The organism is Pseudonocardia sp. HH130630-07 (assembly GCF_001698125.1).
Classification (GTDB): Bacteria; Actinomycetota; Actinomycetes; order Mycobacteriales; family Pseudonocardiaceae; genus Pseudonocardia.
Genome location: NZ_CP013854.1, coordinates 454,655 through 474,983, shown reverse-complemented (window position 1 = coordinate 474,983; position 20,329 = coordinate 454,655). Strand labels below are relative to the sequence as shown.

Below are 20,329 nucleotides of genomic sequence, written 5' to 3'. Positions count from 1 at the left end.
CTGCTCCAGCGCCTGGAGTTCCGGACGGCGACGGCGCGGACGATGATTCGCAGAATTCGCCCGATCAGGTCACGGTAAAGGCCGGAGATATCTCCGGGGGCGTCTCGGTGAACGGCGGGCTCGAGGCGACGGTGACGATCGACGGGATGCGGTACCCGAATCCGCTGCAGCTGAACACCGGCGGATCGGCGGACAGTGTGGCGTCCTGGGAGGGGCAGCGCCGGGAGGAACTGCTCTCCGAGTTCCGCGAGAACGTCTACGGCCAGAGCCTGCCGCTGCCGACCGAGCAGACCTTCGACGTCACCGAGGCCGAGGTGGACGGCATCGTGCGCCGGAACGTCACCATCTCGGTCACCGGGCCCGAGGGGACGGGCAGCTTCGACCTGCGGCTGTTCCTGCCGAAGGCCGACCGGCCACCGCTCGGGACCTTCCTCATGATCGACCATCGCGGCTCGGTCGGGGACTCGCCGAGCGCGTCGTCGGACTACGCCCCCATCCCGACGATCACCGAGGCCGGCTACGCGTTCGCCCAGATCGACGCCGAGCAGATCGCGCCGGACGAGAGCGACGGGTACCGCAGCCCGATCATCGACCTGTTCCATCCCGAGGGGGAGGACCTGCCCGACGACGCCGGGCGGGCCATCAGCGCGTGGGCGTGGGGCGCGAGCCGGGCGATGGACTACCTGGAGACCGATCCGGACATCGACCCGGCCAGGGTCGCGGTGATCGGGCACTCGCGCGGCGGCAAGGCCTCGCTGTGGGCCGGTGCGCAGGACACCCGGTTCGCCGCGGTGATCTCGAACAACTCGGGCTCGACCGGGGCCAAGCCCGCCCGGCGCGGTGACGGCGGTGTCGGCGCGGAGACGGTCGAACGGATCAACGACTCGTTCCCGCACTGGTTCCCGCAGACCTACCGGGCCTTCGACGGCGACGAGGACGCGCTGCCGGTCGACCAGCACGAACTGCTGGCCCTCGTCGCGCCCCGGCGGATCGTCGTCGCCAGCGCCACCGACGACGCGAACGCCGATCCCGAGGGCGAGTTCCTGTCCTACGTGGCCGCGTCGCGGGTCTACGACCTCTACGGCCTCGGGGACACCGGTCTGCCGTCGCCGGACTGGAAGCCGGCGACCGACACCGGCTTCCGCGGCCCGGCGATGAGCTACCACCTGCGGTCCGGCGGCCACGGCCTCACCGCTGCGGACTGGCGGACCTACCTCGACGGCGACCTCTTCTCCCGGGAGCCCTCCGGCGACGGTCGCCGATGATCCCGGCGGCCGCCGCCGGAGGACCGGACGGGGCCGGCGCCGGCGGGTGAGCCCGGTCAGCGGCCGCCGGGCTCGCAGCGCCCGCCGAGGTGGCGGGCGAGGAACCGGTCGGCGGCCCGGTGGAAGGCGATCCGGGTGTCGGGGTCGGTGAACCGGTGCCCCTCGTCGTCGTAGACGTGGTAGTCGACCTCGGCGCCGGCCTCGCGCAGCGCGGTGACCAGCCGGTCCGACCCGGCCACGGCGCGTGCGTCGTCGGCACCCTGGGCGACGAGCAGGGGCACGGTGGTGCCGCCGGTGCGGGCGAGCCGGTCGATCGGGGACCGGGACAGCAGGTCCGCGCGCCGCCGCGGGTCGGCCGGGTCGCCGGCGTACCGGAACCAGGTGGTGACCGCGGCGGCCCGCTCCGACGGGGACAGCTCGTCGAGGAAGGTCGCGAGGTCCGCCGTCCCGGCCACGTCGACGGCGGCGGCGAACCGCTCGGGGGTGAACATGGCGCCGACGAGGGCCGCGTAGCCGCCGTAGGAGCTGCCGAAGACCGCGGCGCGGTCCGGATCGGCCCAGCCCTGCTCGACGGCCCAGTCGACGGCGTCGAGCAGGTCGGTGTGCATCGCGGCGGCGAACTCGCCGATCCCGGCCTGGGTGTGGGCGCGGCCGTGGCCGACCGACCCGCGGGCGTCGACCTGGAGCACGGCGTAGCCCCGGTTGGCCAGCAGCTGCACGAGTGGGTCGAAACCCCAGACGCCACGGGTCTAGGGACCGTCGTGGACCAGGAGGACCAGCGGCAGCCCGGCGGGCTCCACCCCGACCGGCAGCGTCACCAGGGTCGGGAGGGCGAGCCCGTCGCGGGCGATGATCGTCACCGGCCGCATCGGCGCGAGAGCGTCCGGATCGAGCTGCGGGTGCGACCGGAACAGCAGCTCGGCCGCGCCGGTGGTGTGGTCGTAGAGCCAGGTCACCCCGGGATCGCGGTCGTGGGCGAAGCTCGCCACCCAGTACCGGCCGGTCCGGTCGGAGGACACGTCGTCCAGGTCGCCGTCGGACAGCGCCTCGATCCGGTCCAGCACGTCGGCGAACCGCGGGTGCACCGGATGGACGACCCGGCGGTCGCCGAGGTAGCGGATCCCGAGCAGCTCGCCCTCGTGGTCGCGAATCAGTGCCGAGGACCCGTCGGTGCCGGCCCGGCGCTCGGCGTCGATCTCCAGCGCGTCGAACCCCTCGACCGGGGTCTCCGTACCGGTGCCGAGATCGACCCGGGTCAACCGGTTCAGGTCGCTGTGGCCGCGCGCGCCCAGCCACAGGCCCGCCCCGTCGGGGGTCGGCTCGATCGGGAGGACACCGAGCGGGTGGTCGGCCCCCGGGCGGGTCAGGACCGTCTGCAGCTCCCCGGTCCGGGGATCGCGGGCGGCGATCTCCAGGTCGCCGTCGGCGGTCGGTGTGGTGGCGAACAGTCGCCCGTCACCGGTGCGGATCCAGGACATCCCCGGCCGGTCGCTCTCGGCCAGCACGGTCAGCCGGCCGGTCGCCACGTCGAGCTCGTGCAGGTCGGCCCCGCCCGGCGTCCGCGCGGCCAGCCACACGTCGGCCCGGCCGGGGCGGCCGGGCGCGGCGCAGGCGTCGAGCACCCGGACGCCGTCGCCCGGCGTGAGGTCGACGACCGCGGCGTCCGGGTCGTCGAGATCGATCCGGAGCAGGTGCCGGTCCTCGTGGCCGCGCCGGCCCCGCAGGTAGAGCAGCCAGCGGGGGTCCGACGTCCACAGGTAGCGCAGCACGGTGCAGGTGTCCTCCGCCGAGACGCAGCGGGGCTCGGGCCGGGTGTCGTCGGGCCCGTGGAGATCCTGCACCCAGACGTTGGTCCGGTCCTTCCACGGGGCCAGGAACGCCAGCCGGGTGCCGTCCGGCGAGATCGACGTGGTGGCGTGCGCCGGAGGTGCGAACAGGTCCTCGACGGGAATGAGCGCGGGCTGCGACATGGTGCCTCCTGTCGTGATCGTTCGGACCTCGACGGGACACCCGGCCCCAACGGCACACTCAAGGGGCATTTCAGTGGCGTGCGTCACATTCGATGGCGTACTTGACCCTGCCGCGACGGCACGGTGTCGACTTGCCGTCGATCACGGTCGTTGCGGAGGTGTCATGGCCTGGAGCACCCGCGAGCTCGCCGAGCTCGCCGGCACGAGCCTGCGTGCGGTGCGGCACTACCACGAGGTGGGGCTGCTGGCCGAGCCCGAGCGCCGGGCCAACGGGTACAAGGAGTACGGCGTCGCGCACCTGGTCCGGGTGCTCCGGATCAGGCGGCTGTCCGACCTCGGGTTGTCGCTGTCCCAGATTGCCACGCTCGGGACGGGGGACCCGCCCGACGAGGGTCCGCTGCGCACCCTGGACGCGGAGCTGGCCGCCGTCGTGGAGCGGCTGCAGCGGACCAGGGCCGAGCTCGGCCTGCTGATGCGCAGGCCGGCGCCCGCCGGTGACCCGCCGGTCGGTGATCCGCCGGCCGGACCGTGGGACCGGATGTCGGCCGCGGACCGCTCGCTGGTCGTCGTGATGACCCGGGTGCTGGGGCCGCGGAGCCTGCAGGCGTGCGCGGACATGCTGCGCGACACCCCGCCGGTCCCGACGGACGACGAGTTCGAGGGCCTCCCGGCCGACGCCGACGAACGCACCCGCTCGCACCTGGCGCAGCGCATGCTGCCGCACGTCCGGGCCGTCCGGGAGCGGTATCCGGGGCTGCGCGCCCCGCAGGCCGACGGTCCGCGCGGCCACCGGTTCGTCACCGACACCGCGGACACCGCGATGCGCGAGCTGTACAACGACGCCCAGTGCGACGTGCTGCTCCGGATCCGGTCGCTGCTCCGGCACGGCGCCGCCGTGCCCGAACCGGCCGCCGTGGCCGGCTGACCATCCCACCTTTCGAAAGGACCACTGCACGATGGACGCGATCAGGGACCAGCTCGTCGAGTTCGTCGGGGGGCTGCATCCCGTGCTGCAGTTCCTCGCCGTCTTCGTGATCGGGGTCGTCCCGTTCCTGGAGTCGCACTTCGGTGCGTTCGTCGGTGCCTTCACCGGTGTCCCGGTGGTGCTCGCGGTCGTCGGGGCGGTGGCCGGGAACCTGCTCGCGCTCCTGGTCGCGATCCGCGCCGGGGGCGCCGTCGCCCGCCGGGTCGCGGGCCGTCGCACGCCCGCCGGGGAGAAGCGGGCCCGCAAGGTGCTCGACCGGGTCGACCGGTTCGGCGTCCCCGTCGCGAGCCTGCTCGGGCCGTTGGTGCTGGCCACGTCGTTGTCGACGTTCATCATGATCGGCGCCGGGCTGAACCGGCGCACCGTCGTCATCTGGCAGGTGGTCGCCGTCGTCGCCTGGGGGGTGGCGTTCGCCGCGCTGGGGCTCGGGGCGCACGCCGCCATCGGCTGACCGGGAGGGATTCGCACACTTCTGTTTGCAAACAGAAGTGTGCGACGTAGGCTCCGGTTCGTGAGCGAGGAGTCCGTCGCACGTCCCGGCCCGTCGGCCCTGCGGGCGCTGTCCCACCCGCTGCGGGTCCGGCTGCTGGGGCTGCTGCGCACGCTCGGTCCCGCCACCGCCAGTGCACTCGCCGACCGGGTCGGCACGAACAGCGGTGCGACCAGCTACCACCTCCGCAAGCTCGCCGAGCACGGCTTCGTCGCCGAGGCGACGGAGCTCGGCAACCGCCGGGAGCGGTGGTGGCGCGCCACACACCGGACGACGTCGGTCGGCTGGTCCGGCGATCCGGGCCGGCGGCCCGTCGAGGATGCGTTCTGGCAGGTCGCGGCCTCTGAACAGGCCGACCAGCTCGTCCGGTCCGCCGAGTCGCTCGACGGTCTGGAGGACGGCTGGCGGGCCGCGGTCACGACGAACGACATCGCACTGGCGCTCGACCGGGAGCAGGCGCGCACCGTCCGTGCGCGGATCGAGGAGTTCCTCGACGGTCTGGCGGCCGAGTTCGGCCCCGGGCCCGACGGCCTGCGGACCGGTCCCGGGCGGGCGGTGTACGTGGTGCAGGGCCACGGTTTCCCCCTGCCCGCCTCGCTCGCCCCGGCCGGTGAACCGCCCCCGGAGGCGCACCCCGGCGGCACGGGACCAGGCGGTGCGTAGACCGCTGGGTGCCTGGCTCGGCGCCCAGGTCCTGTCCTATCTCGGGTCGCGGCTGTCGATGGTGGCCCTGCCGTGGTTCGTGCTCACGACGACGGGCAGCGCGCTGCTCACCGGGGTGGTGGCCGCGGCCGAGCTCGCGCCCTACGTCGTGGCCAAGGTCCTGGTGGGGCCCGTCCTCGACCGGATCGGTCCGCGCCGGGTGTCGGTGTGCGCCGACCTGGCCGCCGCGGTGCCCATCGGCCTGGTCCCGGTGTTGCACCTGCTCGGTGTGCTGACGCTGCCGGTGCTGGTCGGGCTCGTGGTGCTGACCGGAGCGCTGCGCGGCCCGGCCGACGTCGCGAAGACGGTCATGGCGCCCGCCGTCGCCGTCGCGTCCCGGGCCCCGCTGGAGCGGGTCACCGGTCTCAACGGCGTCGTCGAACGGCTCGCGGCGACCGTCGGCGGTGCTGCCGCCGGTGTGCTCGTCGGGCTGCTGGGGGCGCCGCAGTCGCTGGTGGTGACCGTCGGCTGCCTGTTGCTGGCCGCCGTCGTGCTGCCGCGGTCGGTCGCCGGCCCGGTCGAGCGGCCGGATCGGCCCCGGGAGCGGGGCGCCTACCGGGCGGAGCTGGTGGCGGGGCTGACGTTCCTGGGGCGGGACCCGGTCCTGCTCACCGTCGTGAGCGTGCTGGGCGTCATGAACCTGCTGGACCAGGCGGCGAACGCGGTGCTCCTGCCGGTCTGGGTCCGGGACGCCGGGCACGGCCCGCAGGTCCTCGGCCTGATCTTCGCCGCCATGAATGGGTGGCGGCGTGCTCGGCGCGGTGGTGGCCGCCGCCGTCGGGCACCGGGTCCGGCGGTTCCCGGTCCTGATGGTGGCGCTGGTGCTCTGCGGTGCACCGCGGTTCTGGACCCTCGCCGCGACCGACTCGGTGGTCGCCGTCGTGCTGGTGACCGTGGCGAGCGGGTTCGCCGGCGGCTTCGTGAACCCGCTGATCGGCGCCCTGGTGTTCGAACGTGTCCCGGCGTCGATGGTCGGCAGGGTCCCCGCCCTCGTCAACGCCGCGGCCTGGGCCCCGATGCCGGTCGGGGTGCTCCTCGGTGGTGTCGTCGTCGCCGCCGGTCCCGCGGTGGCGCTGGGGGCCGCCGGGTTCGTGTACCTGGTCGCCGTGCTCGGCGGTACCGCGGTCCCGGCGTTCCGCCGGATGGACCGCGACCGCCGGGCCGGTGCCGCGCTCAGAACGCGAAGCGGCGCACCTTCTCCGGATGGATGACGAGCCGGACCTGCTCCTCGTCCAGGAGGGCGGGGAGGTCGCCGGACCGTTCGTCGAGGTCCCAGTAGCGCGCGGCCAGCCGCAGGCGCAGCTCCGTGGTGTCGTCGGGCTCCTCGGTGACCGGCCCGGAGACCGCGATCCAGCGCTCCCGCTCGTCCGCCGGTGCGGCGACGACGATCGAGGCGCGCGGGTCGCGGCGCAGGTGCCGCAGTTTCGGCGACCCGGCCGGTGTGAACAGCCGGATCGTCCCCTCCTCGGTCGCCTCGAACCACACCGGCCGCGGCTGCGGCGGCTGCGCCGATCCGGCCACGGTCAGGAAGCCGTGCAGCGGGCGGGCGAGGAACTCGAGGTCGTCGGTGGTCAGGCTGTCGGTGGTGCTCATGGTCTCCCTCTCCGGGTGGTGGTCGTGCGGACGACGGTCGTGGCCGGTGGTCACCGGCGCCAGACTCCGTCGGCGGCGGCCCGCACGACGTAGTCCTCGAAACTGCGGGGCTCCCGCCCGAGGACGGCCGAGACGCCGTCGGTGGTCTCCGCGATGTCGCCCCGTTCCATCACGACGAACATCTCGGCGACGTGCCCGGCGTCGTCCGGGTCCAGTCCCTGCTCGACGAGCAGCTCGGCGTACCGCTCGGGGGTCACACGGGTGTAGGTGACCGGCTCCCCGGACGCCCGGGAGATCAGCTCGGCCGCCTCGGCGAAGGTCACCGCTCGCGGCCCGGTCAGCTCGTAGGTCCGTCCCGCGTGCCGGTCCGGATCGGCCAGCACGGCCACGGCGACGTCGGCGACGTCGTCGAGGTCGACGAAGGGCTCCGGGACGGGCCCGGCCGGCAGCACCAGCTCGCCGGAGCGCACGGCGGTGCCGAAGACGTCCTCGTGGAAGTTCTGGGCGAAGTTGGCCGGGCGCAGGACCGTCCACTGCAGCGCCGAGCCGCGGACGGCCTCCTCGGCGGAGCGCATGTCCAGGCCGAACGTGCTGTCGCCCCACCGGTCGGCGCCGTGCCCGGACAGCAGGACGACGGTGCGCACCCCGGCGGTCTCCGCCCGCTTCACGAACTCGTGCACCGGGCCCGGGACAGTCGGCGGCACCAGGTAGACCGCACCGACCCCCTGCAGCGCCGCGTCCCACCCGCCGGGGTCGGACCAGTCGAACGAGGTGGCGCTCGACCGGGACGCGGCGCGCACCGGGGTGCCGCGCAGCCGCAGCCGGGCGGCGACCCGCCGTCCGGTCTTGCCGGTGGCGCCGAGTACGAGGGTGGTGTCTGTGCTCATGGGAACCAGTGAACACGGAGATCCTGGACGAACACATGGCTGAGAAGCCGGAGTGCCTGTGTGTTCGTCTAGTCTGGCCGGGTGGATCCCTTCGGTGACCTCTTCCGTGGCGTGCGGGCCCAGGGCTCGCTGTTCGGGAGCTCGACGCTGACCGCTCCCTGGTCGCTGCTGTTCGTCGACGGTGCGCCGCTCACGCTGTGCACGGTCGTCGAGGGGGCGGGCTGGATCCTCCCGGAGGGCCGGCCGCCGGAGCATCTCGAACCGGGGGAGACGGTGGTCGTCCGGGGTCCGGCGCCGTTCCGCTTCGTGGACGAGATCGGCACCGCGGCCGAGCCGATCGAGTGCGGCGAGGACTGCGCGACGCCCGACCAGGGCGGCACCCGGCACCGGCTCGGCTGGAACGACCCGGGGGCCGGTGCCCCTGGAGCGACGACCCTCGTCGTCGGCGCCTACCCGGTCCGGGGCGAGATCGGCCGGCGGCTGCTGGACGCGCTGCCCGCCGTCCTGCGGGTCGATCCGGGCGGTACCGCCGGCGCCGTGCGTGACCTGCTGGCCGCCGAGGTCGCCGTCGACGCGCCCGGCCAGCAGGTCGTCCTCGACCGCCTCCTGGACTGGCTGCTGGTCTGCACGCTGCGCGAGTGGTTCGACCGGCCGGACGGTGCGCCGCCGGCCTGGTACGCCGCGCACCGCGACCCGGTGGTCGGGCTCGCCCTGCAGCTGCTGCACGACGAGCCCGCCGCCCCGTGGACGGTGTCGTTGCTGGCCGGGCGGGCCGGGGTGTCGCGGGCGACGCTGGCGAAGCGGTTCGCCGACCTGGTCGGAGAGCCCCCGCTGGCCTACCTCACCCGCTGGCGGATGACGCTCGCGGCGGACCTGCTGGTCGAGCGCGGGTCGGCGACGATCGGGGAGATCGCCCGCACCGTCGGGTACGCCGACGCGTTCGGGTTCAGCGCGGCATTCAAGCGCGTCCGCGGGGTCACCCCGAGCGCGTTCCGCCGCACCGTGCCCGGTGCGGCGGACCCGGCCGCGGCCGGGGCGTGAGGCAGCGGGCTCAGGTCGCGCAGCGGGCCTCGCCGGACGGGGGCCTGCCGGTCGTCAGGTAGTCGGCGACGACCTCGTTCACGCACGGGTTGGCGCCGGTGGCGGCGATGGTGTGGCCGTCGCCGTCGACGGTGAGCAGGCTGCCGCCGAGCATCTCGGCCATCCGGACGGCGCCGTCGTAGGGGGTGGTGGGATCGCGGGTCAGCGAGATCGTCAGCGTCGGTGCCACTCCCTCGACGCGATCCGGCAGCGGGTAGGTCGCCTTCGGCTCGGCCGGCCAGGTCGTGCACGCGTCCAGCGCGCCGTCCGTGCCCCGGCCCGGGTCGGCGAACGGGGCCATCCCGTAGATCCGGGCCCGGAAGTCCGCGGCCTGCTCCGGGGTCATGCGCTGCTCGTCCATGCACGTGATCGCCATGTTCGCGCTGGTCAGGTTCGCGCCCCGGCCGTCCGGTTCGCGTCCGGCGAACAGCTCGATCAGCCGCACGAGCCGGCCGGGATCGCCGTCCTGCAGCTCGGTGAGCCCACGCGGGATCGCCGGCCACGAATCGGGCGAGTAGAGCGCGGCGATCACGGCGTTCACCGCGTCGGTGTAGGTGAACTGCCGTCCGTCACCGTAGGGGACCGGCCGGTCGAGCAGGGGGCGCACGATCTGCTGGAACCGTTCGGTCGCCCGCGCGGGGTCGGTCCCGAGCGGGCAGCCGGGGCTCGTGGTGCAGTCCGCGGCCATGAGGTCGAAGGACTGCTGGAAGCCGGTGTACTGGGCCAGCCGGCGCTCGTTGCCGGCCCGGGGGTCGACGGCTCCGTCGAGCACCATCGTGCGCACGTTCTGCGGGAACGTCTCGGCGTAGAGCGCGCCCATCCTGGTGCCGTAGCTCTGGCCCAGGAAGTCGAGCTGCTCCCGCCCGAGCGCGGCCCGCAGGACGTCCATGTCCCGGACCGTGTCCCGGGTGGCGACGCTCGTCAGCGTCGCCGCCCCGCCGGAGCGCCCGGCGCACTGCTCGGTGAGACGGCGGGCGTCGTCCGGGGTCCAGGTGCCGGCGGAGAGGAAGAACTCGGTGGTCGTGTCGCCCGCGCGGTACTGCTCGGGTGTGAAGCACTCGACGGCCGGTGTGGACGCGCCGACCCCGCGCGGGTCGAAGCCGACGAGGTCGAAGCGCTCGGTCACCGCGCTCGTCGCCAGGGCCGCGGCGGTCGTCACGGCGAAGCCCATGCCGGAGCCACCGGGGCCGCCGGAGTTCAGCAGCAGCGGGCCCTGCGACTCGCCCCGGGCCGGTACCCGCAGCATCGCGACCCGGCCGGTCGGGCCCGTGGGGTCGGCGTAGTCGAGCGGTACCTCCAGGCGCGCGCACTCGAGCCCGGGACGGGAGGCGAAGATCGCCTCGTCGGCCGCGGTGGTCGCGTAGCCGTCGCAGGGACCGAAGCGGAGCTCCTGGTCGTAGAACCGGGCGAGCTCGGGGGGCGGCGGTGCCGCGGCCGGGGGAGCCGGCGCGGCCGGTGCGCACGCGCCCACGGCGAGGACCAGCGGCAGCGCCGCGGCCACCACCCAGGACCGGGCCGGACGGGAGGGGAGCATGCTGGGGATGAGACAACTGGACGTAACGGCATGGTCCAGCCGGAACGGGGTGATCCGGACCACGCGGACCCGGTGCCGGGCTTGAGCGTGCCGCAACGGCACGGTGTGTGGTGGGCACCGCGAGGGAGGAGGACGGACGTGGCGTGGAGCATCCGCGAGGTCGCCGCGACGGCCGGGGTCAGCCCGCGCGCGGTGCGGCACTACAACGCGATCGGTCTGCTGGACCCGCCGACCCGGCTGCCCAACGGCCACAAGCGCTACGACGTGGCGCACCTGAACCGGTTGCTGCAGATCAGACGCCTGGTCGGGCTCGGCTTCTCGCTGGCCCGGATCGCCGACCTCGGCGGCTCCGGAGACGGCTCGGTCGCGGCCGTCCGCGCGCTCGACGCCGAACTGGCCGACACCGTCGTCCGGCTCCGCCGCGCCCGCCGGGACCTGGGCGCCATGGTGCGCGAGGGCACACCGACCGAGCTGACGCCCGAGTTCGCCGTCCCGCCGGTCGTGCGGGGGATGAACGGTGCCGACCGCTCGTTCGTGGTGGTCATGTCCCGGGTGCTGGGGCCGGGCCCCCGCCGGGCCTACGCCGAGCTGGTGCGGGACCCGTCCCCGGACCCGGTCACCCGGGCGTTCGAGGGCCTGCCCGCCGACGCCGACGAGCGGACCCGGCGCGAGGTCACCGGCGCGATGGTGCCCTACGTGCGGGGTCTGCACGCCGCCCGGCCGGAGCTGGCGGCGATGCACATCGGTTCGCCGTACGGGTCGGCGTTCGCACGCCGGGCGATCGAGGCGGCGAAGGCCGAGCTGTACAACCCGGCCCAGATCGACGTCATGCGCCGGATCCGGCGCATGACGGCGGAGGGCGGATAGCGGCCACCGGGTTCGGGGTCGTCCGCACCGTCAGAAGTGGACGACACCGGCGCCGGGGTCGCGCTCCGCCAGTTCGCCGACCAGCCCCGCGCTGAGATCCTCGTCGAGGACGACGCCGAGGTCGCGCAGCCCGCCGCCGGGGTGCCCGAGTTCGTCGAGCGGCCGGTCCACCCGCCGGAACGACCGATCGGGGTGCTCGGGCGATCCGAACTCGAGCACGACCCGCGGGTCCGGAGCGTCGGGACCGTCGGGCAGGGTCACCGAGGCGTCGGTGTAGCCGAGTTCGAGCAGCCTCCGGGCGCTGCGTTCGGCGTCGTCGCGGCACGTGGTGATGGCGGCGGCCCGCGCATCCGCGTAGTCCTGCGGTCCCGGGGTGAGTTCCGCCTGGCGGTCGTCCGCCCGTTCCGGGTCCACCGTCCAGCGGGCGGTACCGGGCAGTGCCACGGCGGGAAGGACCCGGTCGGGCGGGTAGCGGCGGGTGTCGAGCAGGTGCAGCGCGGCCCGCGGTCGCAGGTCCAGCGGCCGCGCCTGGGCATGTCGGACGACGGCGATGCCGGCGTCGCCGGACAGGGCGGCCCAGTCGAGGATCGGGCCGTGCGGCCCGAACGCCGGTGCCGCCACCGCGGGATGCACCGCCCACCAGGACCAGCGGTGTCGTCGCCGGTCGTTCCCCACCACCCAGCCGGGGCCCGGGACGGTCGACGTACCGGCCCGACGTGGCGGGACGTAGCGCTGCTCCCGCCAGGAGAGGCCGGCGAGCCGGGCCGGGTGGACGTCGAGCGAGCCGCCCGGCCCGACGACCAGGCGGGCCGCGGTCGTGGCGCCGAAGTCGTGCACCGCGACCGAGGTGGCGTCCAGGTGGAGCAACCGGCGGCGCGGATAGTGCCAGGCGTTCGGCGGCGCGATCAGGTGCGACCAGGACGCCGTCGCGCACAGCGCGCCGTCGCCGTCCAGGGTGACGGCGAACGGGTGGCAACGGTCCACGACGACGGCGTACCCACCGACGACGTGCACGGCACCGGCTGCGAGTTCGGAGCGTGGTCCGGAGGGCGGCCCGCCGGTGGCGTCCGGCGGAGAGGTGCCGGGTGCCGGCCGCGAGGGGGCCGGTCGGTTACGCGACATGGACCTTTCGAGTCGTCGTCATGGCTGCCAGGGTCGCAGAAACACGGGCGGGGTGGAAGCCGGGAGTCCGGGTAGGACACCCCGCCACAGCCAGGAGGGCACCGCCATGCCGACCGAGCACCTGCAGCGCAACAAGGACAACGTCCGGGCGTTCTACGACCTGATGTTCAACCGGTGCCGGCCCGCCGAGGCGCTCGAACGCTACGCGGGGGAGACCTACACCCAGCACAACGTGCACGTCGCGGACGGCAAGCAGGCGTTCGTCGACTACTTCGATCGGATGGCGGCCGAGTACCCGGGCAAGCACGTCCGGTTCGTGCGGGTGGTCGCCGAGGGTGATCTCGTCGTGCTGCACTGCCACCAGACCTGGCCCGGCGGTGAGGACTACGCCGGGATCGACATCTTCCGGGTCGACGACGAGGGGCGGGTCGTCGAGCACTGGGACGTCCTGCAGGTGATCCCGGAGCACTCCGCCAACGACAACGGCATGTTCTGACGCCGTCCCGTCCTCACAGCACGGTCAGCAGAACGGCGCCGGCGAGCCCACCGGCGCCGGCGAGTGCCCCGGTCGCCGCGGTCGCCCGCCAGCCGAGCGCCCGGCCGACCATGACGATCCCGGGCAGGCTCACCACCGGGAGCGTGACCAGCAGCGCGCCGATCGGCCCGGCCGCGACCCCGGCGAGCGCCAGCCCCTGCAGGATCGGGATCTCACCCGCCGTCGGGATGACCACGAGCGTCCCGACGACCGCGGCGAGCACCACCAGTGCCAGCCCGGTCCCGGTGACGGCGTCGATCGGGAACAGCCAGCCGCGCAACGCCCCGACCGCCAGCACGACGACCAGGTACTCGGGGACGAGCACGAGGGTCATCCGGGCCAGCGCCCGCCCGAACCGGCCCGGTGCCCCGCCTAGCCACGCCCGCCCGTCCGGTTCCGCCGCCGCGGCGTCGACGAGCCCGGACGGGGCCCGCCGATCCCCGGTGAGCCGGGCGACGAGGGCGGCACCCCCCACGACGACCAGCACCCCCACCACCAGCCGGGTGGCCGTCCACTCCCACGGGGCGACGAACGCCAGGAACACCAGCACCGCCGGGTTGAGCAGCGGGTTGCCCAGCCAGTAGGCGATCGCGGCCGCGGTGGAGACGCCCGAGCGGCGCATCGACACCACCACCGGGGCGGTGCAGCAGACACACATCATCGACGGCGTGCTGCCCAGTCCGCCCGCGACCGCGCTGCCCAGCACGCTCCGCCGGTTGAGCAGGCGCAGCAGCCGGCCGCGGGGGACCAGCGCCTGCAGCGCAGCGCCGATCAGCAGCGCGGCGAGCAGCGCCTTCCACACCGCGCCGCCGTAGGCGACCAGGAACGACGTCGCCGCGTGCCAGGACGGCGGGTCCCCCGGCCGTACGCCCCCGGCGGTCAGCACGTTCGCCCCGCCCCAGGCTCCCGAACCGGCCGCCTGCAGGGCCTGCGCGGTGTAGGGGACCCACTTCGACCAGGTCAGCGTCACCACGAACACCACCGCGGTCACCGCGATCCCGATGATCGGTGCCGCCGGTGCCCGGGAGCGGCGCGGGTTCAGCGGGGCGGACACCCGGGACACGCTAGACGGGGCGGGGCCCGCCGGTCAGCGGCGGACCATCCGCACGAGCGCGGCGACGTCGTGCCGGCGGAACCAGGCGACGACGAGCACGAGGACGAGCGTGACCGCCGGGATGGTGACGAGCCCCGGGTCCTGGATCGCGGTCAGCCCGGTCGCGCCGACCATGAGCGGGATCTGGCAGAGCGCGGCCAGGCCGCACAGCCGCGGGACGAGCAGTGCGACCGCCCCGGCGAGCTCCAGCCAGCCGACGACCACCATGCCGGTCGTGCCGAGGCCGACGAGCTCGAACGGCGGCAGCGCGATCGGGTCGCCCATCATCTTCGGCAGCGCGATGAACGCGAACACCACGGCCAGCAGCACCTGCAGCACCCACAGGGCGACGGTGGCGACGGCGGGCCGGGTCCGGCGGGCGGGCGTGGTCGTGGTCATGGTGGTTCCGTTCGTCGTCGGCCGCCCGGCGGTCGTCCCGAGCTGGGACGCAGGAGACACCTTGCCGTTACGGCACGCTCAACCCGACTGTGACCGGCGCGACCCGCCGTGAGGCCTGCCGTGCTGGGGGCGTCCCGGCTGCCTACGCCACCGACGAGAGCCCGACGCCGAGGTCCATCCACCGTGGACGGCCCGCGGCCCGGCCGCCACCGTCAGGTGCCGTGGGTGCCGGGACCGCCCGTGCCGGACAGGGCGGCGAGCGCGGCGTCGAGATCGGGGAAGGTCCCCAGCGCCCGGGCCACGGCACACTGCTGCGCGGTCAGCGGCGGGGAGAGGTGGCCGCCCGCGATCAGGTGCAGCCCGACGCCGCGCCGGGCGGTGGCGTCGCCGGCGTAGCGGAGCACGCGGAGCCAGTCGGTGCTCGCGACGGTCGACGTCGTGAGGTCGATCAGGACGTGACGCATCCGGTCCTTGGCCTTGTCCAGGTCGAACGCGTGCATCCGGGCGTCGATCAGGCGCAGGAGACCCATTCCCGTGCCGTGGTCGAACTCGTCCTGCACGCGGATCCGGTAGACCTGCGGGTGCGGGCAGTCGGCCCGCAGTCGGTGTGCGTTCATCGGACCTCCTTTCCCTGGTCATCGTGGTCGGCGACCGGTCGGAGCACATCCGGCTCGGGAATGCAGGTGCCCGTCTGCATCTTTCGGAGGACGCTGTCCCGATCTCGGTGGAACGCGGTTCCGACACGACGTCTGGGCGCGGAGTGATCTCGCATCCGCGGTGGTGTTGACCCCGACGCGACGTCGGGGTGTCACGTGGTCCGGACGGCCCCGACGGAAGGCACCCGCATGATCGCCCCGGCACCGCTCACCGACGCCGACTACGCCCGCGCCGAGCAGATGCTCGCGCCGTACCGAGCCCGGTTGATCCCGGACGCTGCGGTGGTCCCGCAGTGGTCCGCCGACGGCTCACGGTTCTGGTACCGGTCCGGGTCGTGCCACGTCCTGGCCGACCCGGCGGCGGGCTCCCGCCGGGACGCGTTCGACCACGAGCGGCTCGCCGCGGCCCTGTCGGAGGCGTCCGGGCACGCGGTGACGGCCGCCGAACTGCCGCTCGCCGCTCCGGAGTACGAGGTCCCCGGCCGAGGGCCGGACGTTCTGCGGTTCTCGGCCTTCGACACCCGTTGGGAGTGGTCGGGCGGGGACGGAGCCTGCATGCCGATCGAGGAGGAGCCCCCGGTGGGTCCGGGGGAGATCGCGTCACCGGACCGGGCGTGGGTGGCGTTCCGCCGCGACGGGAACGTGTGGGTACGCAGCCGAGACGGTCGGCAGGAGTTCGCGCTCACCGACGACGCCGAACCGCACTGGGACTACGGCGGATTCCTCGAGGCGGCCACGAAGGTCAAGCTCCCCCTGCTGGGCATGGGATCGCTGCTGGTGGCGGAGTGGTCTCCGGACTCCACCCGGCTGATCACCCACCGGATCGACCAGCGTGGACTGCCCGAGCAGGTCCTGGTCGAGGCCGCCCCGCAGGACGGCGGCCGGCCGGTGGCCCACCACGTCCGCTACCCGATGCCCGGGGATGAGGCGCAGGCGACGATGACCTGGCACGTCCTCGACGTCGGCACCCGGCGGACCGTGACGGCCGCCGGCGGGCCGGAGGTCCTGACCTCGCCCTACACCCTGAGCCGGCGGTGGTGGACCGGGGCGGACGGGGAGTCGGTGCACCTGCTGCACCAGTCCCGTGACGGGCGCACCCTGGAGCTGCGCCGGCTCGACCCCGCCACCGGCGCGATGACGACGCTGATCACCGAGACCGGGCGGACCCGGGTCGATCCCTCGCCCTATCTGCACGTCCCGCCGCTGGTGCGCGTCCTGGACTCGGGAGAGATCCTCTGGTGGTCCCAGCGCGACGGCTGGGGCCACCTCTACCGCTACTCCGCCGAGGGCGAGCTGCTCGGACGGGTCACGGGTGGGCAGTGGCTGGTCCGCCGGGTCCTGTGGGTCGACGAGGACCGTCGCCGGGTCTGGTTCCTGGCCTGCGGGCTGAACTCCGACCCTTATGTGCGTCAGATCTGCCGGGTGGACCTCGACGGCGTCGGGTTCGTGCGGATCACCGACGACGATCTCGACCACGACGCCGCCGCCCCGCCCAGCGGCGGCTACCTCCTCGACCGCGCCTCGACCGTCGGCGTGGCACCCCGGGCGCGGGTGCTCGGCGAGGACGGCGAGGTGCTGGTCGAACTCGAGACTCCGGACACGGCAGCACTGGAAGCAGCCGGGTGGAGCCCCCCGGAACGGTTCCGGAGCACGGCCGCCGACGGACACACCCCGATCTTCGGGCTGTTGTGGCGTCCGCACGGCTTCGACCCGGCACGGCGCTACCCCGTCGTCGACCACACCTATCCGGGACCGAACATCCACCGGGCGTCACCGGCGTTCGGTGACCTGTTCACCGGGGAGCCCGAGGCGCTGGCGGCGCTCGGCTTCGCGGTCGTCGCACTCGACGGCCGCGGCACCCCGATGCGCGGCAAGGCGTTCCTCGACCACTCTCACGGTGATCTCGGCATGGCCGCAGCGCTGGACGACCACGTCGCTGCGATCCGTGAGCTCGGGCGCCGGCACCCGTGGCTCGACACCGGCCGGGTCGGGATCACCGGCCACTCCGGCGGCGGGTTTTTCACCGCGAGAGCTCTGCTTACCCACCCCGAATTGTTTTCGGTGGGCGTCGCCCAGGCCGGCCCGCACGACTTCACGACCTACCTGCCGTTCTGGGTCGAACAGAACCACGGGGAGACCACCGGGAGCAACCGGCCGGCATTGGTCAACACCCTGCACGCCGCCAATCTGCGCGGGAGGTTGCTGCTCATCGACGGCGAACTCGACGACAACGTGCTGCCGCACCACAGCATGCGCCTGGTCGACGCGCTCATCGAGGCCGACGCGGACGTCGACATGCTCGTCGTCCCCGGTGTCGAGCACAACTTCACCGGCCGCTTCCACTACGTCACCCGGCGCACCTGGGACTATCTGGTGCGCCACCTGCACGGCACCGAGCCCCCGGCCTACCGGCTCGCGCCGTTCCCCCCGATGCCCGACTGGGCCGTCGACCCGTCCGGCTGAGCCGCCGGTCAGTCGCAGACGACGTCGGCCGGGGGCAGCTCGCCGTCGACCAGGAACCGGGTCGTCCGGTCCCGGGCGCACGCGTCGTCCCCGACGTAGACGCCGTGCCCGCTGCCGTTCGCCGCCACGACCAGACGGGAGCGGAGGCCGAACGCCTCGTGCAGCAGTTCCGCACTGCGCAGCGGGGTGACCGGGTCGTGCCGGTTCTGCGAGATGAGGACGTTCGCCGGGCCGTCGCTCCGGATCTCGACCGGCGGCTCGACCGGCGGGTGCGGCCAGAACGCGCAGGGCACGATGTTCGCGCCGGCCGCACCGAACACCGGGAACGTGGTGCGGTCCTCGGCGACGGCACGCCGGTAGTCGTCGACCTCGCCCGACCACGCGGCGTCGTTGCAGGTGACCGCGAGGAACGCCGAGAACGCGTTGTCCGACGGCGACGGCCCCGGCGGGGGTGGCGGCGGCGCCGGGGCCGCGGCGCCGGGTACGGCGACACTCGCCGCGACCGTCTGCCACACCGTCCCGGCCGTGGGGTACTTGTCCGGGCCGAACAGCGCGTTGTAGGTGAGCAGGCGGAACAGCCGTCCGTCGATCCCGCTCACCGGCTCCCGGTCGACCCGCTCGGCGAGGGCGAAGTACGTGTCGCGTACCTGCTCGGGCGTGCTGCCCAGCCCGTAGACCTCGTGCCTGTCCGCGAGCCACCGGGCGAGGTCGGGGAACGTCTCCTCGGCGCCGAGGGCGTAGCGGCGGAGCCCGTCGTGGTCGAGGTGGGTGCCGCCCATGTTGCTGTCCAGCACGACGCGGTCGGCCCGGTCGGCGAACAGCGACGCGTAGGCCGCCCCGAGCGCGGTGCCGTAGGAGAACCCCAGGTAGCTGATCTTCTCCTCACCGAGCGCCACCCGGATCCGGTCCATGTCCCGGGCCGTGTTCGCCGTCGTGACGTGCCGGAGGTGCCCGGCGGCGTCGTTGTCGGCGCAGCCGCGGGCCACCGACTCGGCGATCGTGGCCTGCTCGCGGACCGCGTCGTCGTCGGCGGCGAAGGGCGGGATGTTGCCGAGGTAGTCGACGTCGGTGGTGATCCCGCAGCTCACCGGGGCCGAGTGGCCAACCCCCCGCGGGTCGAAGCCGATGAGGTCGTAGCCGGCGAGGAGCTCGGCGGGCGCACCCTCCTCGACCAGGCCGTTCGGGAACGTCAGCCCGGCGACGCCGGGACCGCCGGGGTTCAGGAGCAGCACGCCGCGCCGCTTCTCCCGGTCCGCGGAGGCCAGCCGGGACACCATGATCCCGATGTGCTCGCCCGCCGGGTCGGAGTAGTCGACCGGGACCGGCACGGTTGCACACTGCAGGGCGACCGTCGGCGTGACGACGTCCGCGGGGCAGGCGCCCCAGGACAGCTCGGTCACCGGTGTCTCCTGCGGGGTGAACGCGTCGGTCGTCAGCAGCAGCGCGACCGTGGCCCCGGCCAGCCCCACCGCGACCGTGATCGCCGTCGCGCGCACCACGTTGCGCCGTCGTGTCATGGCGGGAGCCAAGCCCATCCGGCCGGCGCGCGGATCGGCCGAGCGGCCCGGGATCACCGACCGAAGTCGGAGGCCCGCACTACTTCAGGGGGAGTGCGGTACCGCCGTACGGCCCAACATCGCGCGATCGGTTCGGCGAGATACCGGTGGACGGCGGACGGGCGGGATCGTGCGGACGGCGCACGACCAGGATCGCCGTGCGCAGGTCCTGCAGTGAGCCTTTTCAACCTGCCGTTCCGGCAGCTCAGGGGCCTGGTTGTGTGGGTGCAGACGCCGAGCTGGCGAGCCGGTGACCTGTGCAGCTGTGGTCAGAGCAGTTGCGCTGCAACCTTCGCGATCTCCTGACGCAGAAGCTCGCTGGTCAGGTTGAAAAAGGCTCAGTGCACGGTGCGCGCCACTGCGGAGCTCCTCCGCCGCCCGCGCGGTGTCCCCGGCGGGGCCGCCCCGGTGCAGGGCGAGGGCGTCGGCGGCGGAGCCGAGCGACACCAGCCGTCGCCCCAGCACCTCGTGGATCTCCCGCGTCAGGTCCTCCCGTGCCCGGGACCGCAGACGCTCGGTGTGCAGGTCCGCTGCGACCTCGGCGGTCCGGATCCGTTCGCGCAGCGCGTCCGCGAGCCGCCGCTCGGTGCGCACCGTACGGCCCCAGGCGACGGCCAGCGCGTAGACGCCGGCGGTGCAGGCGAGCACCACCGGCGTCGGGTTCGCCGGATGCGGGTCGTGGCGGACGACGAACGGCACGGCGTTGGCGAGGAAGCTCCCGCAGGCCACCGCCGCGGTCGTCGCGGCGGGGCGCCGGTCGGCCACGGTGAACAGCAGCACCAGCGTCGGGATCGCGGTGAGCTCGGCGCAGGCTCCGGTCACGCCCACCGCGGCGGCGAGCGCCACCGGGCACCGCTGCCGCCAGCACAGGGCCAGGCACCCGAGCAGCCCGGCGACGTGGTCGGCGTGCAGCACCCACACCGGCGCCGGCGGGGGATGCTGCCAGCGGAACGCCGCGACGGCGAGCCAGGCCGCGAGGGCCAGGAGCACGGTGCGGTCGACGGTGACGTGGTCGCGGAGCCGCCGCCGCGGACCCGCCGGGTCGATCATGGCGGCCAGGGTAGGGAGCCGGGGGACGGATGCCCCTGCTGCGGATGGTCGTGTCGCACGATCATGCCGCTGTCGGGTTACG

20 protein-coding genes and 1 pseudogene are annotated in these 20,329 nt (G+C 74.2%); 10 read left to right on the top strand and 11 right to left on the bottom strand.

Going from position 1 to position 20,329, the window contains the following annotated elements; all coding sequences use genetic code 11:
• Positions 1-146 precede the first annotated feature (146 nt).
• Positions 147-1,265 carry a dienelactone hydrolase family protein gene (locus AFB00_RS02300; RefSeq protein ID WP_083275938.1) on the top strand — a complete coding sequence of 373 codons (1,119 nt, stop codon included), beginning with the start codon at positions 147-149 and terminating at the stop codon, positions 1,263-1,265.
• A gap of 56 nt (positions 1,266-1,321) precedes the next feature.
• On the opposite strand, the gene AFB00_RS34515 is transcribed toward AFB00_RS02300, so the two are convergent.
• Both AFB00_RS34515 and AFB00_RS34510 read right to left on the bottom strand, forming a co-directional pair.
• The gene (locus AFB00_RS34515; RefSeq protein WP_231974174.1) at positions 1,322-1,984 is read right to left on the bottom strand and encodes an alpha/beta hydrolase family protein; all 663 of its coding nucleotides are present in this window, start codon (positions 1,982-1,984) and stop codon (positions 1,322-1,324) included.
• A gap of 30 nt (positions 1,985-2,014) precedes the next feature.
• Positions 2,015-3,235, bottom strand: coding sequence for a hypothetical protein (locus AFB00_RS34510; protein WP_231974173.1), 1,221 nt, complete (start codon positions 3,233-3,235; stop codon positions 2,015-2,017).
• Between the two features lie 163 nt (positions 3,236-3,398).
• On the opposite strand from AFB00_RS34510, the gene AFB00_RS02290 reads away from it, so the two are divergent.
• The 5 genes and pseudogenes from AFB00_RS02290 to AFB00_RS34505 all read left to right on the top strand — a co-directional run bounded on the left by AFB00_RS02290 (position 3,399) and on the right by AFB00_RS34505 (position 6,623).
• Entirely contained in the window at positions 3,399-4,160 is a 762-nt protein-coding gene (locus AFB00_RS02290) for a MerR family transcriptional regulator (protein WP_068795828.1), read from the top strand.
• 31 nt (positions 4,161-4,191) lie between these two features.
• Entirely contained in the window at positions 4,192-4,671 is a 480-nt protein-coding gene (locus AFB00_RS02285; RefSeq protein ID WP_083275200.1) for a hypothetical protein, read from the top strand.
• Between the two features lie 60 nt (positions 4,672-4,731).
• On the top strand, positions 4,732-5,373 hold the full coding sequence (locus AFB00_RS02280) for a winged helix-turn-helix domain-containing protein (protein ID WP_068795827.1): 642 nt from the start codon (positions 4,732-4,734) through the stop codon (positions 5,371-5,373).
• 58 nt (positions 5,374-5,431) lie between these two features.
• Positions 5,432-6,085 (top strand): annotated as a pseudogene (locus AFB00_RS35950) (MFS transporter); the annotation flags it as partial.
• A 76-nt stretch (positions 6,086-6,161) separates the two neighbouring features.
• Positions 6,162-6,623, top strand: coding sequence for an MFS transporter (locus tag AFB00_RS34505; protein WP_156819337.1), 462 nt, complete (start codon positions 6,162-6,164; stop codon positions 6,621-6,623).
• Here AFB00_RS34505 and AFB00_RS02270 read toward each other — a convergent pair.
• Both AFB00_RS02270 and AFB00_RS02265 read right to left on the bottom strand, forming a co-directional pair.
• Positions 6,586-7,005, bottom strand: a complete 420-nt coding sequence (locus tag AFB00_RS02270) for a pyridoxamine 5'-phosphate oxidase family protein (protein WP_068799932.1) — start codon at positions 7,003-7,005, stop codon at positions 6,586-6,588. The genes AFB00_RS34505 and AFB00_RS02270 overlap by 38 nt on opposite strands.
• 50 nt (positions 7,006-7,055) lie before the next feature.
• Complete coding sequence (locus tag AFB00_RS02265; RefSeq protein ID WP_068795826.1) at positions 7,056-7,892, bottom strand: NAD(P)H-binding protein; 837 nt, start codon at positions 7,890-7,892, stop codon at positions 7,056-7,058.
• Positions 7,893-7,973: 81 nt separating this feature from the next.
• Here AFB00_RS02265 and AFB00_RS02260 point away from each other — a divergent pair, with 81 nt between their 5' ends.
• Positions 7,974-8,933, top strand: a complete 960-nt coding sequence (locus AFB00_RS02260; RefSeq protein ID WP_068795825.1) for an AraC family transcriptional regulator — start codon at positions 7,974-7,976, stop codon at positions 8,931-8,933.
• Positions 8,934-8,943: 10 nt separating this feature from the next.
• Here the strand turns inward: AFB00_RS02260 and AFB00_RS02255 are convergent, their stop codons facing one another.
• Complete coding sequence (locus AFB00_RS02255; RefSeq protein WP_068795824.1) at positions 8,944-10,506, bottom strand: alpha/beta hydrolase; 1,563 nt, start codon at positions 10,504-10,506, stop codon at positions 8,944-8,946.
• Between the two features lie 138 nt (positions 10,507-10,644).
• Here AFB00_RS02255 and AFB00_RS02250 point away from each other — a divergent pair, with 138 nt between their 5' ends.
• Positions 10,645-11,373: a MerR family transcriptional regulator gene (locus AFB00_RS02250; protein ID WP_068795823.1), complete on the top strand. Its 729-nt coding sequence runs from the start codon at positions 10,645-10,647 to the stop codon at positions 11,371-11,373.
• A gap of 30 nt (positions 11,374-11,403) precedes the next feature.
• Here AFB00_RS02250 and AFB00_RS02245 read toward each other — a convergent pair whose 3' ends face one another.
• Positions 11,404-12,357: a hypothetical protein gene (locus AFB00_RS02245; RefSeq protein WP_156819336.1), complete on the bottom strand. Its 954-nt coding sequence runs from the start codon at positions 12,355-12,357 to the stop codon at positions 11,404-11,406.
• Positions 12,358-12,601: 244 nt separating this feature from the next.
• Here AFB00_RS02245 and AFB00_RS02240 point away from each other — a divergent pair, with 244 nt between their 5' ends.
• Positions 12,602-12,991 (top strand): nuclear transport factor 2 family protein, encoded by a 390-nt coding sequence (locus tag AFB00_RS02240; RefSeq protein WP_068795821.1) that lies wholly within the window; start codon positions 12,602-12,604, stop codon positions 12,989-12,991.
• A 13-nt stretch (positions 12,992-13,004) separates the two neighbouring features.
• Here the strand turns inward: AFB00_RS02240 and AFB00_RS02235 are convergent, their stop codons facing one another.
• The 3 genes from AFB00_RS02235 to AFB00_RS02225 form a co-directional block, all read right to left on the bottom strand.
• On the bottom strand, positions 13,005-14,084 hold the full coding sequence (locus AFB00_RS02235) for a permease (protein WP_197519725.1): 1,080 nt from the start codon (positions 14,082-14,084) through the stop codon (positions 13,005-13,007).
• 33 nt (positions 14,085-14,117) lie between these two features.
• Complete coding sequence (locus AFB00_RS02230) at positions 14,118-14,522, bottom strand: DoxX family protein (RefSeq protein WP_068795820.1); 405 nt, start codon at positions 14,520-14,522, stop codon at positions 14,118-14,120.
• Between the two features lie 212 nt (positions 14,523-14,734).
• Positions 14,735-15,139 carry a hypothetical protein gene (locus AFB00_RS02225; protein ID WP_068795819.1) on the bottom strand — a complete coding sequence of 135 codons (405 nt, stop codon included), beginning with the start codon at positions 15,137-15,139 and terminating at the stop codon, positions 14,735-14,737.
• 228 nt (positions 15,140-15,367) lie between these two features.
• Here AFB00_RS02225 and AFB00_RS02220 point away from each other — a divergent pair, with 228 nt between their 5' ends.
• Positions 15,368-17,641: a S9 family peptidase gene (locus tag AFB00_RS02220; RefSeq protein ID WP_068799930.1), complete on the top strand. Its 2,274-nt coding sequence runs from the start codon at positions 15,368-15,370 to the stop codon at positions 17,639-17,641.
• An 8-nt stretch (positions 17,642-17,649) separates the two neighbouring features.
• Here the strand turns inward: AFB00_RS02220 and AFB00_RS02215 are convergent, their stop codons facing one another.
• Together AFB00_RS02215 and AFB00_RS02210 are read right to left on the bottom strand one after the other, a co-directional pair.
• Complete coding sequence (locus tag AFB00_RS02215) at positions 17,650-19,158, bottom strand: alpha/beta hydrolase (RefSeq protein ID WP_068795818.1); 1,509 nt, start codon at positions 19,156-19,158, stop codon at positions 17,650-17,652.
• Between the two features lie 84 nt (positions 19,159-19,242).
• Positions 19,243-20,247, bottom strand: coding sequence for a hypothetical protein (locus tag AFB00_RS02210; RefSeq protein WP_068795817.1), 1,005 nt, complete (start codon positions 20,245-20,247; stop codon positions 19,243-19,245).
• Between the last annotated feature and the right edge of the window lie 82 nt (positions 20,248-20,329).

Excerpts from the sequence above, each read along its gene's own strand:
- AFB00_RS02300 (WP_083275938.1), top strand. The coding sequence starts at position 147 with ATGCGGTACCCGAATCCGCTGCAGCTGAACACCGGCGGATCGGCGGAC.
- AFB00_RS34510 (WP_231974173.1), bottom strand. The coding sequence starts at position 3,235 with ATGTCGCAGCCCGCGCTCATTCCCGTCGAGGACCTGTTCGCACCTCCG.
- AFB00_RS02290 (WP_068795828.1), top strand. The coding sequence starts at position 3,399 with ATGGCCTGGAGCACCCGCGAGCTCGCCGAGCTCGCCGGCACGAGCCTG.
- AFB00_RS02285 (WP_083275200.1), top strand. The coding sequence starts at position 4,192 with ATGGACGCGATCAGGGACCAGCTCGTCGAGTTCGTCGGGGGGCTGCAT.
- AFB00_RS02270 (WP_068799932.1), bottom strand. The coding sequence starts at position 7,005 with ATGAGCACCACCGACAGCCTGACCACCGACGACCTCGAGTTCCTCGCC.
- AFB00_RS02265 (WP_068795826.1), bottom strand. The coding sequence starts at position 7,892 with ATGAGCACAGACACCACCCTCGTACTCGGCGCCACCGGCAAGACCGGA.
- AFB00_RS02255 (WP_068795824.1), bottom strand. The coding sequence starts at position 10,506 with ATGCTCCCCTCCCGTCCGGCCCGGTCCTGGGTGGTGGCCGCGGCGCTG.
- AFB00_RS02240 (WP_068795821.1), top strand. The coding sequence starts at position 12,602 with ATGCCGACCGAGCACCTGCAGCGCAACAAGGACAACGTCCGGGCGTTC.
- AFB00_RS02230 (WP_068795820.1), bottom strand. The coding sequence starts at position 14,522 with ATGACCACGACCACGCCCGCCCGCCGGACCCGGCCCGCCGTCGCCACC.
- AFB00_RS02225 (WP_068795819.1), bottom strand. The coding sequence starts at position 15,139 with ATGAACGCACACCGACTGCGGGCCGACTGCCCGCACCCGCAGGTCTAC.
- AFB00_RS02220 (WP_068799930.1), top strand. The coding sequence starts at position 15,368 with ATGATCGCCCCGGCACCGCTCACCGACGCCGACTACGCCCGCGCCGAG.
- AFB00_RS02215 (WP_068795818.1), bottom strand. The coding sequence starts at position 19,158 with ATGACACGACGGCGCAACGTGGTGCGCGCGACGGCGATCACGGTCGCG.
- AFB00_RS02210 (WP_068795817.1), bottom strand. The coding sequence starts at position 20,247 with ATGATCGACCCGGCGGGTCCGCGGCGGCGGCTCCGCGACCACGTCACC.